Below are 14,710 nucleotides of genomic sequence, written 5' to 3'. Positions count from 1 at the left end.
CGTCGACGAGAGCGGTATACGCATCTGTTGTTATGGTCCTACAAACGGGAGTGCATATAGGTGTGTTGTTACTTCCGTACTAACAAACGTACTGTCACGTGCGGCTAGAACTCCGTCCGCGCTACGGGTCGTCACGTCGACAGCTCGAGCCGTCGTCTTCGAGCGAAACGTCGGGGCCGAGATACCGCGTCCAGAGGACCAAAAGCGTCGGGAGGACGAACACGCTCGCGAGGAACGCGTAGGCGATCGACAGCGCCGTAATGACCCCGAACTGTCGGAGGACCGGCAGGATGGCGACTGCGAGCGTGCCGACGCCGCCGACGGTCGTCACCGCACTGGCGAGCACCGCGCCACCGGTGCCGGCGATCGTCGTCTCGAGGGCGTCCCGAACCGTCTCCCGGCGCTCGAGCTCGAGGACGTACCGGCTGCTGACGTGGATGCTGTAGGCGACGCCGATTCCGACGGTGAGACTCGCGATCATCCCGGTCACCGCGTTGAACGGGATCGACAGCAACGCCATCGTCCCGACGACCCACGCGACGGCGAGTGCCACGGGGAGAATCGTCACGGCGGCGAGTGACGCACGCGTGCCCGTCGCCCGGTAGGCGACCGCGAGGACGGCGACGACCACGAGCACGGAGAGCACGAGACTTCCCTGGACCGTCGCGTGGACGTCTTCCTCGACCACGGTCGTGAGGACGGGTCCGTCGGTCGCGACCGCGGTCAAGCGATCGTCGTCGTCGATCGTCGCCGCGATGGCGCGCAGCTCCGTGGCCGCTTCGGCGGGGTCGGCGTCTCCGCGTACCGCCACGACGAGCCGGATCGCCTCGTACTCACCCGTCTCCGTCCGGTAGACGACGTCGCTGGCGGTCTCCGAGTCGGCCGCGAACAGCCGGTCGTAGACGCCCTCGAGGTTCTGATCCGGCACGCCGTCGTCGGTCCGATCAGCGAGCGAGACGGTCGCCTCGAGCGAGTCGTCCTCGCGTGCCGTCTCGTCGACGGCCGAGAGCGGGCTCCGGACGTCGGCTTCCCCGGTCGGCAGGGTATAGATCGTGTCCGCCTCAGCGGCTTCTGTCTCGGCCCGGGCGACCCGCTGGAGCGTCTCCCCGTCGGTGACGTTCCCCCGGACGACGATCTGTCCCGTGGCGTCCTCGCGCTGGAACGTCGACTCGAGGACCTCGAGATCCTCGCTCGCGCCGTAGGTGCCGGGCTCGAACGGGCCGGGCATCGACTCGGTCCAGGCCGGCGGCTGCTCGACGAGCAACTCGTCTTCCTCGACGCTCGTGTCGACGTCGGCCGCGGCGTAGACGGCACCAGCCGTGATCAGGAGGACGCAGGCGAGCACGACGAGTGGCACCCGTCTGGCGGCGACCGTGCCGGCCGACAGGAGCGTCGCCGCCCGGTCGCCGGTCCCGATCGCCCGTTTGTGTCGATCGATGCCGTGACGCTCGAGGGCGGCGTCGAGTTCGACCTTAGCGGCGGGGAGGACGACGCCGAAGACGAGCAGGGCAGAGAGAATGCCGACGGCGCTGACGACGCCGAACTCGCGGATCGGCGCGACCGGGCTGGTGAGCGTCGCGAGAAAGCCGATCGTCGTCGTCGTCGTAACCCAGACGAACGCGACGCCGACGCCGGCGAGGGCGACGGTCATCGCGTTCCGTACCCCGCTTTCGTCCTCACGGGTCGCACCGCTCCCCGTTCGCAACTCCGAGACGCGTGGCGTCTCGCGGTGCTCACGGGCCGAGGGCCCGCTCGCTCGGTCCGAGGCGCGTAGCGCCTCGCGGTGCTCCCGATACCGCATGAACACGTGAATCGCGTAATCGATCGACAGCCCGACCAACAGGACCGGGATCGCCACGAACGTCTGGTTGAACGCGATGCCGGCCCAGCCCGCGACGCCGAAGGTCCACACCAGAACGGCGATCGTGCCCGCGATACCGAGGGCGACGTCGATGGGATCTCGATAGGCGATCAGCAACGCGACGACGACGAACGCGACGGCGAGCGGGCCGACGATCGCTAAGCTGTCGTCGATCGAGCGATCGATCTCGTCGGCGACGATGCCGAAGCCGAAGACGGCGTACTCCTCCTCGCGGTCCTCGGCCAGCTCCCGTATCTCGAGTTGGCTCTCGACGAGGCGATCGTGGGCCGTCGTCGGTCCCTGGACGTCGGGGTCGGTCGTCTGCGTGACGACGACCATTCGGGCGTCGGCGGTCGTCGAGCCGGGTTCGTACGAGGAGGGCAAGAACTGGACGGCGGCGTCGTTGCCCGGCCCCTCGCCGTCGAGGGCCCGCTCGAGGATCGTCTCGTACTCCGTCTCCGAGAGCGACTCGAGCGCGGCGATCTGCTCGTCAAGCGGGGGTTGCTCGAGCGATTCGAGGTCGGCCCGACGCTGCTCGAGGCGCTCGGCGGTCTCCCGGAGAGCAGCGTACTCGTCGTCGAGGACCCCGACGGTGCCGTCGGCGGTGGCGGTCTCGATCGCTTCCTCGAGACGATCGGTCCGGCGGTCGTAGGTTCGTGCGTCGATCTCGCCGGCCGCGTACGCCCGTTCGATGGCCGCGAGCTCGCCCTCGGCGTCGACGATGCGTGCAACAGCCCCTTCGAACTGCGTCGTCTGGTCGTCCTCGAGGTCGGCAGTCGCGTTCTCGACGGCCGTCTCGAGGTCGTCTTCGATCGCCTCGGCCCGTCGCTCGTAGCTCTTCTCGTCTATCGTGCCGTTTGCGCGTGACTCGTTGAGCGACTCGTACTCCCGCTGGAGCTCACGAACCTGATCGAGCGTCGCCTCGAGACGGACCGTCGTCTCGGTCAGCGCCTCGCCGCGGGCCTCGAGGTCGGCCGCCTCGGCCTCGAGTTCGGCAGCCTCTCGCTCGCGAACGGCCGCCGTCGCGACGACGTTCTCGACACCGACCGTCGGGTTCTCCGCAGCGAGCGTTCCCTCGACCGACTCCGCTTTCCGGATCGACTGCTGGAACTGCAGGCCGGCGATCAGTGATTCCCTCGCGAGGGCGTCGCCATCCTGGTCTTCGAGAACCAGCTGGACGGTGGTCGTATTCGCCGTCGCGGCCTCGAAGTTCCGATCGGCGTACTCGAGCGCCGACGCCTCCGGTGAGTCGGCCCGAAACTGCTCGAGGGAGGGATCCGTCTCGAGGGCCGTCACGCCGACGCCGACGACGGCCGTCGCGAGCAGGAACGCCACGACGACGACTCGAGCGTGTGTCGTGATCGCGTCGGCGATCCGGTGACGGCGAGACATCGACGTCACCTCGCTCCGGTCGGCTGCGCTGTCACCCGATACATGGTCGTTTCCCTGACGGTATCGAGCGACGACTCATATACCTGTTCTCACACCTGCCGGACCGAGCGTGGCCTCGTCGTACCGACTCACAACCGTCGTTACTGCTCGATCGAGAGTGTCTGGAGGTCCTCCGCGAATCGGACGTCGCCGCCGAATCCGTCGGCGACCGCCTCGCGCATCTCGGCGTGGCGGCCGTCCGTGTGTGGGTAGAGGTGAGTGAGGTAGACCCGACCGATCTCGACGTCGGCGAGTGTCGCTCCCAGTCGCGTCGGCGTCGGGTGGTTCGAGACGTCGACGTCGTCGGGAAACGAACAGTCGTGAGCGAGCACGGCCGAGCCGTCGGCGAAGTTCGCCAGCCCGGAAAAGGCCTCGCTGTCGCCGCTGAACGTAAGGCGATCGTCGAATCGGTAGGCCAGACACGGCACGGAGTGACGCGTCTCGTAGGCCGAGACCTCGAACCCGGCGACGGTGAACTCGCCGGGGACGACCTCCCGGAGCTGCAACTCGAGTCGGTCCTGCATGTAGTCGTGAACGGAGAGTAAGTCGTCGACCAACGCCTTGGTCCCCCGCGGGCCGACGACCTCGAGGTGTTCCTCGCCGGCGAGCCAGCGGGCTTTCATCAGCGGGAGCAAGTCGGCGACGTGATCGAGGTGGTGGTGAGTCAAGAGGACGGTCGAGACGTTCTCGTAGCCGACGCCACACTGCTGGAGTCGATGGAGGACGCCGGAGCCGCAGTCGACGAGGACGCTCCGACCGTCTTCCTGGACCAGGATACCCGTCTGGAATCGCTCCCCGGTCGGCATCGCACTCCCCGTACCGAGAAAGGTCACTTTCATGAACACACGTGCGATTGCGCGAGGGAAAGCCGTTTCGGCGAGTGATACATCTGCGGCGGCGACGACTCTCCTCGCGTTCCGACCCGGCTTTCACTTTCACCCCGGTGACCAAACCCTCTTTGTGTCCCGGCCCAAGCTACCGACGATGGACGGCCTCGAGTCTGTCGACGACGAGCGGCTGCCGTTCGATCCCGGCAACGTCACGGTCACCGACGGTGACGTCCTCGAACTGCTCGAGCCCGCCGTCAGGGAGTGGTGGCTCGCGGAGTTCGGCGAGTTCGTCCCCGAAAACGAGGGCTTTTTCACGCCACCACAGGAGGAGGCGATCCCGACGATTCACGAGGGGACGAACACGTTGATCTGTGCGCCGACTGGGAGTGGCAAAACGCTCGCAAGCTTTACTTCTATTATAAATAATATTTTTAGCCGCGGCCGAGACTCCGAAGACGGCCTCGAGAACTCCGTCTACTGTCTGTACGTCTCGCCGCTGAAGTCACTCGCAAACGACATCCACCGCAACCTCGAGGTGCCACTCGAGGGAATCGAATCGATCGCCGACGAACGCGACGAAGGGACCGACGAGATCCGCCACGCGATCCGCCACGGCGATACTGACTCGAGCGAGCGCCAGAAGATGCTCGAGGAGACGCCTCACATCCTGAACACGACGCCGGAGACGCTCGCCATCCTGCTCAACGCGCCGAAGTTCCGCGAGAAGCTCCGGACCGTGGAGTACGTCGTCGTCGACGAGATTCACTCACTCGCAGCAGGGAAACGCGGCACGCACCTCTCGGTGAGTCTGGAACGACTCGAGGCGCTTGCCGACAACGAGCTCACGCGAATCGGCTGTTCGGCGACGATCGATCCGCTCGAGGAGGTCGCACAGTACCTCGTCGGCTGCGAGACGCCGCGCGTCTCGGAGCCGAGCGGTGAACGGAACCCTGCGGAGACTCGAGCGGCCACGCCGCGAGAGTACGAGATCGTCGACGCACGCTTCGCCCGCGAGTTCGATCTCGCTCTCGAGTGTCCGACCGACGACCTCATCAATACGCCGCGAGATGTCGTCCAGGATCGGTTTTATCGACGGCTCCACGAGCACGTCCAGGACCACACCAACACGCTCGTGTTCACGAACACGCGTTCGGGAGCCGAACGGGTGTTGCACAACCTCCGGGAGCGATTTTCGGCCTACGACGAGGAGAACTCGGGCTGTCACCACGGCAGCCTCTCGAAGGACGTTCGGCAGGGAATCGAGCAGCGGCTGAAAGACGGGGAACTCGACGTCGTCACGTCCTCGACCTCGCTCGAGTTGGGCATCGACATGCCCCACGTCGACCTCGTGGTCCAGGTCGGCTCGCCCAAAAGCGTCGCCGCCTTGCTCCAGCGGGTCGGGCGGGCGGGCCATCGCGTCGGCCAGACCGTCACCGGGCGGGTGATCGCGCTCGACCGGGACGAGTTGCTCGAGTGTGCGGTCATGTTGAAAAAGGCCGAGGAGGGATTCGTCGACTCGGTGTCGATTCCCGAGAACGCCCAGGACGTCGCCGCCCAGCACGTCTACGGGATGGCCATCGCCGAGATCCGTCCCGAGCGGGAGGTACTCGACGTTCTGCGGCGGGCGTACCCCTACCGCAACTACACCGACGACGAGTGGGAGTCACTCGCGCGCTATCTCACCGCCGACTACACCGGCCTCGAGGAGAAAAACGTCTACGCGAAGATCTGGCGCGACGCGAACGACCCGCCCGACGGCGAGCACCACCACGAGGAGTATCCCGTCGGCGAGGCCCTGATCGGCAAGCGCGGACGGCTCGCCAGGATGATATACATGACCAATATCGGAACGATCCCGGATTCGTTCGCGTGTGACGTCTTCACCCGCGCGAGCGACGAGTGGGTCGGCCAGCTCGACGAGGATTACCTCGACACCGTAGAGAAAGGCGACGTCTTCGTCCTCGGCGGCGATCACTTCGAGTACCGCTACCGCCGGGGCTCGAAGGTGTACGTCGATCGCACGAGCGCCCGCCCGACCGTCCCGTCGTGGTACTCCGAACGGCTGCCGCTCTCGTACGACCTCGGCCGTGAGATCCTCGCCTTCCAGCGCGAGGTACTCGAGCGATACGACGAGGGTGGCCCACCCGCCGTCCGCGCGTGGCTGCGTGAGTTCCCGCTCGACGACGACAGCGTCCGGGCGATCGCACGGCTGTTCGACTACCAGCTGCGCTACGCAGGGAAAGCGAGTGTCAGTACCGACGGCCGGCTGGCGATCGAGGTCGAACGCGACCGTGAGGCCTACGACCGCCACTACTACGTCCACTCCACCTACGGCCGCACGGTAAACGACGGGCTCTCGCGGCTGCTGGCGTATCACTGTGCCCAGGAGGCCACCGCCAACGTCCGGGTTGCCGTCGCCGACAACGGCTTCGTGCTCTCGTTGCCGTTGAACCGGAAAGTCGACCTCGCAGGGGTGCTCGCGGATCTCGACCCCGACGCCGTCTGCAGGGACCTCCGGCGGGCGATCGACGGCACTGACCTCCTGAAGCGATACTTCCGGATCAACGCCACCCGATCGCTGATGATCCTCAAACGCTACAAGGGCTACGAGAAATCGGCGAGCGAACAGCAGGTCGCAAGCGAGATGCTGCTCGGCTTCGCCGAGGACCTCGAGAACTTCGCCGTCCTCGAGGAGACGTATCGGGAGATCGTAGCGGATAAACTCGCCGTCGACGAGATCGAGGGAATCGTCGCCGCGATCGATCGTGGCGACCTCGAGGTGTGTCGCCAGCTCGTCGACTCGCCGACGCCGCGGGCGTTCGGTCTCGCGACGCTGTCGGCGAGCGACGTCGTCCTCGCCGAGGACGAAAGCGCCGCCTTGCAGGCGTTTCACGAACACGTCTTAGACGCGATCGGCGAGGAGTCATACTGACTGCTGTACGTCCGTACCGGGGCAATCGCAATACGAGGCGCGGTTGCCCCGGTACATAGTTACAGCAATCCGTATCACTCGCCGGGCTCGAGTCGGACGAGTAATCCGCATCCTTTTGGCCGCTCCACTGGAACGGTCTGGCATGACACCCGCCGAGTGGACGCCGGGCGCCGCCCCGCTCGTCGGCGTCGCCGCGTCGCCGGACCGGACTGTCGCCCTCGATCGAGACAGCCTCGAGTCGGTTGTCGCCGATGCGGGCGGCAATCTCGTGACTGGGACAGTCGATCAACTCATAGAGCGCGAGCTCTCGGTGCTCGTGACCGTCGGCGAGCCAGCGTTGCTCGCTGCCGTTCGCGCGAAGCCGGCCGCGCCGATCGTCCCCGTCGACGCCGGACGAGGCGTTCGCTCGATGCCGACGGATCGGCTTCCGACGGCGATCCGGCACGTCCTCGAGGGAGAGGCGGTGCGACGGGAGCGACCCGTACTCGGCGTCGAGACGGACGCCAGCGACCGTTACCGGGCGCTGTTCGACGTCGCGCTGGTGACGGACGAACCCGCACGCATCTCCGAGTACGGCGTCGAAAGTCGGGGGGCGGCGATCGCCCAGTTCCGGGCCGACGGGGTCGTCGTCGCGACGCCGGCCGGCTGTCACGGCTACGGCGGAGCTGCCGGTGGGCCCGTCCTCTCTCCGGCGGTTCGAAGTGTCGCGGTCGTCCCCATCGGTCCGTTCGCCACCCGAACGAGACAGTGGGTCCTTCCGGACGACGACGTCCGTCTCTCGGTCGAACGCGATACGGACCCCGTCGACCTCTGTGTCGACGACCGGACGGTCGAGACGGTCGATCCAACCTCGCCTGTCTCGATCAACGTTGACGGCACCGTCGGGATACTCGTCGGCCCCGAAAGTCGGCCGTTTTTCGCCTCGGGAGCGTCGGACGATCCGACTTAACTGTTGTACGGCTCCTCGTCTCGGTGATGGTCCGGGTTCGCGCTCTCGACTGCGTCGCCTTCCCGTTCGCCCGATTTGTGTTCGATGTCCTGTCGACGCTTTTCTTCCTCGTGTCGCCGTCGGGCTTCCCGCTGGGCCTCCGTGAGTTCCTCTTCGTCTTCGCCGTCGCTTTCGTCTTCCTCGTCGGCTTCCTTCGCGAGCTCGACGTCGCGGCCGTGGTCCTCGGATTCGTCCTCGCTCATAGCTCTCACGCGACCGTCCCTACCGGGAGGGCGCGAAAAGGCGTTGGCCTTGCGACGGACGGTTCGTCGACGTCGCTCGAGGTCGCTGGCTGGCACCGGAAAACGGCGTCACCAGGGCTCGCCCGAGGCGAGGTCGACGTCGTTGTCGCCGCGTTCAGACGGGCAGACGTCCGCGAGGACGCAGCCCTCACAATCGGGGCTGCGAGCGGTACAGACCGCGCGTCCGTGATCGATACAGAGGTGTGTAAACTGCTGCCAGTATCCGTCGGGAACGATTTCCATCAGGTCCTCCTCGATGCGTTCGGGACGGCTCTCCTCGGTCAGGCCGAGCCGACGCGAGAGCCGCTGTACGTGCGTATCGACGACGATCCCCTCGACGACGTCGTGGCCGTGCTGGAGGACGACGTTCGCCGTCTTCCGTCCCACGCCGGGTAAGTCGGTCAGTTCGTCCATCGTGTCGGGAACCGCGCCGTCGTGTTCCTCGAGGATCCGCTTGCAGGCGTCACGGATGTAGGAGGCCTTGTTGTTGTAGTAGGTGATCGAATTCAGGTCCTCGGCGAGTTCCTCCTGAGAGACGGACGCGTAGTCTTCGGGGCCGTCGTACTTTTCGAAGAGGTGTTCGGTCTCCGAATTGACGCGTTCGTCCGTACACTGTGCCGAGAGGATCACGGCGATCAACAGCTCGAGTCGGTCCGAGTACCGAAGCGAGATGGTCGAGTCCGGATACTCGTCCTCGAGACGGTCGATGACCTCCCTGGCCTGCTCGGCGCGGTCCGCACGCGGCGTTCCCATAGGGGGTTCGTGCGGAAGCCGGTCGCTTGAGCGTTCGGATTCGCGTCGGCCGAGCGGATCGAAACGACGTCTCCTCGTAGTCGTGACCTTTATGCGGCCCTCACCCACCTGTGAGGGTATGAAAGCGACCGCCATGGCCCACCCGATCCAGGGGCTAGTCAAGTACCACGGGATGCGCGACGACATCGAGCGACTGCCGTATCACGACAGCATCAGCGTCTGTACGGCCCCGAGTCACACCCGGACTACGGTCGAGTTCTCGATGGACTACGACGAGGACGTCTTCGTCGTCGACGGCGAGGAACTCGAGGGGCGGGCCTACGAGCGGGTCGAGGCCGTCGTCGAGAAGGCCCGGTCGCTGTCCGACGCCGCCCACACCGTCTACCCGGTGCGCCTCGAGAGCGAGAACAGCTTCCCCTCGAACGTCGGGCTCGGCTCGTCGTCGTCGGGCTTTGCCGCGGCCGCGATGGCACTCGCCGAGGCCGCCGAACTCGACTGCTCGCGCCAGGAGATCTCGACGATCGCCCGCGTCGGCTCCGCGTCGGCGTCCCGGGCGGTGACGGGGGCGTTCTCCCAGCTACACACCGGGCTCAACGACGCGGACTGTCGCTCCCGGCGGCTCCAGACCGACCTCCACGAGGACCTCCGGATCGTCGTCGGGCTCGTCCCCTACCACAAGGAGACCGAGGACGCCCACGACGAGGCCGCGGACAGTCACATGTTCCAGGCCCGCAACGCCCACATTCACGAACAGATCGCCGAGATGCGCGATGCCTTGCGCGAGAACGACTTCGACCGGACGTTCGAACTCGCCGAGCACGACTCGCTTTCGCTCGCCGCGACGACCATGACCGGCCCCTCCGGCTGGGTCTACTGGCAGCCCGCGACGCTCGCCATCTTCAACCGGGTGCGGGAACTTCGCGAGGAGGAGGGCATTCCGTGTTACTTCTCGACTGACACCGGGGCGAGCGTCTACGTCAACACCACGGAGGAGTACGCCGACCGCGTCGAGGAGGAGGTCGCCGACTGTGGCGTCTCGACGACCATCTGGAGCGTCGGCGGTCCCGCGAAGCTGCTCGAGGAAGACGACCACCTGTTCTAATACTGTCGGTCATACGTACGTGATCCTCCCGTGAGAGAGCGGACTGACACACGCTGTATCGCCGGTTCTGGCACACGCAAGTTCACAGGTCCATGACCGACAGCAGAACTTCTGCCACGGCGCTTTCGCTTCGGCTACATCTATACCCGTTCGATCCGTACGTTCGATATGCACGTCGTCGTCCTCGGAGCGGGCTACGCCGGCCTGACGCTGACCCGCCTGCTCGAGCGAGAGTTCCCCGCCGACGTCGAGATCACGCTCGTCGACCAGTCGCCGGACCACCTCGTCCAACACGAACTCCACCGCGTGATTCGCCGGCCGGCGCTGGCGTCCGACATTACCGTCTCCCTGACGGACGCAGTCGACCGAGCGACCGTCCGCGTCGCCCGCGTCGAGGATGTCGACACCGACGCCCGGACCGTCTCGCTTTCGTCCGGTTCGCTCACCTACGACGTCGGTGCGATCTGTCTCGGCGCGGAGACGGCCTTCTACGGTCTCGAGGGCGTTCGCGAGCACGCGACGCCGCTGAAGAGCCTGGACGACGCCAAGGCGATCCGGACGGCCGCTCTCGGGGCGTTCTCACAGCCGGATCCGCGACTGGTCGTCGGCGGGGGCGGCCTCTCGGGGGTCCAGGTCGCGGGCGAACTCGCGGCACTCGCCCGCGAAGAAGCGACGGACGCGTCGATCACGCTTCTCGAGCAGTACGATACGGTGGCCCCGACCTTCCCGGCGAACTTTCAGCGGGCCGTCCGCTCGGCGCTCGAGGATCAGGGTGTCGAAGTCAAGACGGGCGCGACCGTGACCGATGCCGACGCGTCCGCCGTCGGCCTCGAGGGTGACGATCGGCTCCGATACGACGCGTTCGTCTGGACGGGCGGTATCCGGGGGCCGACGCCGCTTTCGGGGGATCGACCGACGGTCAGAGGGGATCTCCGGCTGTCCGATCGCACCTTCGCGCTCGGAGACGCTGCAAGCGTCGTCGACGCCGAGGGCCAGGCCGTCCCTGCGAGCGCCCAGACGGCGGTCCGGCAGGCACGAACCGTCGCCGAGAACGTCTCGCGGCTGGTCGCATACGACCGCGGCGGAGACAAAGACGACTTCGAACCCCGACTCGAGACGTACACGTTCGACTCCCCGGGCTGGCTGGTGAGCGTGGGTGACGATGCCGTTGCACAGCTCGGACCGACGGTGGTCACCGGTCGGGCCGCGACGGCGCTGAAGACGACCGTCGGCGCCGGCTATCTCTCGTCGGTCGGCGCGATCCGAAACGCCGTCGACCTCGTCGGGGACGAACTCGGACGAACGTAACGCGGCTCTGCTCGAGAGACGTCGGTGATTACTCGTCGTCTCCGGATTCGGACTCCTCGTCGCCGCGGGCAAAACTCGCCTGTTCTTCGGCGGTATCCGCACTGACGTTCGGGCCCTCGATGAGCGATTCGAAGTCGTCGACCTCGTCGTACTGGTCCCGATAGACTAAGGCGGCCTTGCCAAGCGGCGTGATCTCGTACAACCCCGAGCGCTCTGCCGGACCGATCTTGCGAACGAGCCCGTAATCTTCGAGCACCGGCAGCCGCGTGTTGATGTTCTTTCGGCTCTTTCCCGTGTGGGAGGCGAGGTTCGTCGCGACGTTTCGCCCTTTGTCCTCGAGTGCCTCGAGGATCAGAAAGTCAGTTGGCTGTCTGAGTTTCACAGATATCCACTCTCTATCGAACATATATTTCCGATGGTAACTAATACTTTCGACTTCGGCCGACCCATTTCCGACAGATATGTCTAACGGAAATTTTATAGTGGTCGGGCACAAATTCGATTACTGGGTGCGGAGAGCGGTACCGTGGACCGACACTGCTACCGGTCCCGCCGTGGAACGTGAACCGGCGTACCGAGTACCCCCATCGAGTATCGTCGTTCAGTTCCAACCGATTCGCCTCCCACCCGATCCCCCCCATCTCTCATCCCCCCATCTCCCCCACTCCCACCCCCCACCCATCCCCCACATCTTCGGTGGCCGGGAACCCACGCCATCGATCAGTTCCCGAGATCGAGATCAGTGTCGGTCGTCGACGGTGAACGGGATCGGTCGTTCTCGAGCAGGTCGACGCCAGTCGTCACCAGCCACTCGAGCAAGGAGGTAACGTCGTCCGGCGAACGCACCCGACAGGAGGCCGCTGACGGGCTGTCGTCGCCGACCCGAACGCCGACGCCGTCTGGCTCGACCGCTCGAAATGCGGACTCGTCGGTGACGTCGTCGCCGACGTAGATCGTGAGCGTGTCGTCGGGAGAGGCCGTCTCGAGGCGACAGACGGCATCGCCTTTCCCCCACGAGACCGACGGGGAGATCTCGAGCACGCACTTTCCCGAGGAGAGTTCGAGATCGTCGCCGCCAATCCGATCGACGGCGTCGCGAGTGAGTTCTCGAACGATCGGCCGCGTCACAGGTAGTACCTGCCTGACGTGAACGGTTCCGGTCAGGCGCTTGTTCTCGACGCGAGTGCCCGGGATCGGATCGAGCGCGACCTCGAGCAGCCCACAGACCGTCTCGACCAGCGTCGCCCGTTCGCGAGCCGCTGGGTGGACGGTCACCGAGCCGTCGCGATCGAGCTCGAGGCCGTGGTTGCCCGCGTAGGCGGTAGCCGGGCCGACTCGAGCCCGGACGTCGGCGAGGGCGCGACCGCTGACGATCGCCGTCGAGATTCGCTCGGTATCGGCGAGCGTCTCGAGTGCGGCCTCGTTTTCGGCCGTCGGCGCAGCCGCGTCGGGCTCGTCGACGATCGGCGCGAGCGTGCCGTCGAAGTCGAGACAGACGAGCAGTGCGGACGCGTCCCGGAGTTTTGCCCGCAGCCTGGGGAGACACGCCACGATCGGTCGGGGGGGCGTCTCGGACATTACACCGACCGGGACCGCTTGCGCCGTCGTCCGTTCCGGGGCGTCGCCGACTCGTGTACCCGTCGCAACTCGTCGAACTGGACCTGCATCCACCACTCGAGGTCGCGCCCGAAGACCCGACGTCGAAGGCCGTTCATCCGTCCCCGTCGTTCCTCAGATGGCGCCGTGAGCGCGACGTCGATCGTCTCCGCGAACGCCTCCTGGCAGGTCGGGTCGATAGCGTACGCGAACTCGCCGAGCGTCTCGTGTGCACCGGCGGTCTCGCTCAACACCAGCGTGCCGTCGCCGTCGACGCTCGCGGCGACGAACTCCTTCGCGACGAGGTTCATCCCGTCGTACAGCGGACTGACGATCATGGCGTCGGCCCGGCGATACAGCGCACAGAGCGTCTCCCGTGGGAGGAACTCCTCGGTGTAGACGATCGGTCGCCACCCCGGACCGCCGAAGCGGGCGTTGATCCGATCGATCTCCTCGCGGACGTACTCGCCGTGGCGCGCGTAGGCCGGGATCTCGGTTCGGCTCGGCGTCGCCGTCTGGACGAACGTGAACTCGCCGCGCCAGCCCGGCTCGCGCTCGAGGAGCCGTTCGATCGCGTCGAGGCGTTCGGGGATCCCCTTCGAGTAGTCGAGTCGGTCGACGCCGAGTCCGATCGCGTTCCCGCGCGGAATGTCGTGTCGCTCGCGAAAGTCGTGCCACTCCCCCGGATCGACCGATCGACTCGTCCGATCGTGATCCTCCGCGTCGATACCCATCGGCGTCGCGGTCACCCGCGTCTGTCCGTCCCGATGATGGACGACCTGTCGGTGCCAGTCGACCGTCGTCTCGGGACAGAACCGTTCGACGCAGTCGAGAAACGCCTCGCAGTACCGGTCGACGTGAAAGCCGAGCAGGTCGTTGCCGAGCAGTCCCTCGAGCAGCTCCCGTCGGGCCGGGCAGTGCTCGAAGACGGCCGGCGTCGGCCAGGGAACGTGCCAGAACTGCGCGATCGTCGCCGTCTGCGGGACCCGCTCGCGAACCATCGCGGGTGCGAGTCCGAGGTGATAGTCCTGCAACCAGACGACCGCGTCCTCGTCGGCGTGGTCGGCAACCGCCTCGGCGAACGTCCGATTGACGGCTCGATACCACTCGAGAAACGTCGGTCGAGGCTCGGCCAGCTCGGGGAACTCGTGACACAGCGGCCACAGCACCCGGTTGCTAAACCCTCGGTAGTAACCGTCGATTTCCGTCTCCGTGAGCCATACCCGCTGGAGCGTGTACGACCCCTCCTCGGGTGGTACGCTGACGCAGCCGTCGTCGTCGGCGACCTCGTCGTCGGCGTCGCCGTCGCCCCAGGCGATCCACGTCCCACCCGCTTGCTGGAGAACGGGATCCAATCCGGCAGTCAGTCCACCGGTCGGTCGGTCGACCTCGATCTGTTGGTCGATGTCCGCCGACGGTGCCGTCGTTGCACCGCCGTCGGTCGTCGTCTCGCTTTCGGCGTCGTCGCTCGCATACTCGTGTCGGTACGGCTGTCGGTTCGAAACGACGATCAACGACCCCGGTGCCGGACCCGGGTCGCCTCCGACCGCCGCAGTCCCATCACTGTCGCTCACCGACGGTCGCTGCTCCTCGTTGTGAGCCATCTCCCTGAACGAACACCTCACCGACGGGTTGCTTCAGGGCCTGCACGTTCAGGGGGGTTTAAT

At 66.3% G+C, this 14,710-nt stretch carries 11 protein-coding genes; 4 read left to right on the top strand and 7 right to left on the bottom strand.

What is annotated here, in order from left to right; all coding sequences use genetic code 11:
• Positions 1 to 121: 121 nt before the first annotated feature.
• Together QQ977_RS00315 and QQ977_RS00310 are read right to left on the bottom strand one after the other, a co-directional pair.
• Positions 122 to 3,253, bottom strand: a complete 3,132-nt coding sequence (locus QQ977_RS00315) for an efflux RND transporter permease subunit (RefSeq protein ID WP_285926843.1) — start codon at positions 3,251 to 3,253, stop codon at positions 122 to 124.
• Positions 3,254 to 3,393: 140 nt separating this feature from the next.
• On the bottom strand, positions 3,394 to 4,131 hold the full coding sequence (locus tag QQ977_RS00310) for an MBL fold metallo-hydrolase (protein ID WP_285926842.1): 738 nt from the start codon (positions 4,129 to 4,131) through the stop codon (positions 3,394 to 3,396).
• Between the two features lie 145 nt (positions 4,132 to 4,276).
• Here QQ977_RS00310 and QQ977_RS00305 point away from each other — a divergent pair, with 145 nt between their 5' ends.
• Together QQ977_RS00305 and QQ977_RS00300 are read left to right on the top strand one after the other, a co-directional pair.
• The gene (locus QQ977_RS00305; protein WP_285926840.1) at positions 4,277 to 7,054 is read left to right on the top strand and encodes an ATP-dependent helicase; all 2,778 of its coding nucleotides are present in this window, start codon (positions 4,277 to 4,279) and stop codon (positions 7,052 to 7,054) included.
• Positions 7,055 to 7,196: 142 nt separating this feature from the next.
• Positions 7,197 to 8,003 carry an NAD(+)/NADH kinase gene (locus QQ977_RS00300; protein WP_285926839.1) on the top strand — a complete coding sequence of 269 codons (807 nt, stop codon included), beginning with the start codon at positions 7,197 to 7,199 and terminating at the stop codon, positions 8,001 to 8,003.
• Here QQ977_RS00300 and QQ977_RS00295 read toward each other — a convergent pair.
• Positions 8,000 to 8,245, bottom strand: a complete 246-nt coding sequence (locus QQ977_RS00295) for a hypothetical protein (protein ID WP_285926838.1) — start codon at positions 8,243 to 8,245, stop codon at positions 8,000 to 8,002. The genes QQ977_RS00300 and QQ977_RS00295 overlap by 4 nt on opposite strands.
• 108 nt (positions 8,246 to 8,353) lie before the next feature.
• Complete coding sequence (gene nth / locus QQ977_RS00290; RefSeq protein ID WP_285926837.1) at positions 8,354 to 9,037, bottom strand: endonuclease III; 684 nt, start codon at positions 9,035 to 9,037, stop codon at positions 8,354 to 8,356.
• 118 nt (positions 9,038 to 9,155) lie between these two features.
• On the opposite strand from nth, the gene mvaD reads away from it, so the two are divergent.
• Positions 9,156 to 10,139 carry a phosphomevalonate decarboxylase MvaD gene (gene mvaD / locus QQ977_RS00285; RefSeq protein WP_285926836.1) on the top strand — a complete coding sequence of 328 codons (984 nt, stop codon included), beginning with the start codon at positions 9,156 to 9,158 and terminating at the stop codon, positions 10,137 to 10,139.
• 168 nt (positions 10,140 to 10,307) lie between these two features.
• Positions 10,308 to 11,447, top strand: coding sequence for an NAD(P)/FAD-dependent oxidoreductase (locus QQ977_RS00280; protein WP_285926835.1), 1,140 nt, complete (start codon positions 10,308 to 10,310; stop codon positions 11,445 to 11,447).
• Between the two features lie 28 nt (positions 11,448 to 11,475).
• On the opposite strand, the gene QQ977_RS00275 is transcribed toward QQ977_RS00280, so the two are convergent.
• From QQ977_RS00275 to QQ977_RS00265, 3 genes are all read right to left on the bottom strand, one after another.
• Positions 11,476 to 11,829 (bottom strand): winged helix-turn-helix domain-containing protein, encoded by a 354-nt coding sequence (locus QQ977_RS00275; protein WP_285926834.1) that lies wholly within the window; start codon positions 11,827 to 11,829, stop codon positions 11,476 to 11,478.
• A 338-nt stretch (positions 11,830 to 12,167) separates the two neighbouring features.
• Complete coding sequence (gene otsB, locus QQ977_RS00270) at positions 12,168 to 13,025, bottom strand: trehalose-phosphatase (protein ID WP_285926833.1); 858 nt, start codon at positions 13,023 to 13,025, stop codon at positions 12,168 to 12,170.
• A complete protein-coding gene (locus QQ977_RS00265) occupies positions 13,025 to 14,647 on the bottom strand; it encodes an alpha,alpha-trehalose-phosphate synthase (UDP-forming) (protein ID WP_430540836.1) in 1,623 nt (540 codons plus the stop codon). Before QQ977_RS00265 ends, otsB begins: the two co-directional genes overlap by 1 nt.
• Between the last annotated feature and the right edge of the window lie 63 nt (positions 14,648 to 14,710).

The sequence above is a fragment of the Natrialbaceae archaeon AArc-T1-2 genome (assembly GCF_030273315.1).
Classification (GTDB): Archaea; Halobacteriota; Halobacteria; order Halobacteriales; family Natrialbaceae; genus Tc-Br11-E2g1.
The sequence above is the reverse complement of the archived record's forward strand: the minus strand, read 5'-3'. Positions and strand labels throughout refer to the sequence as shown.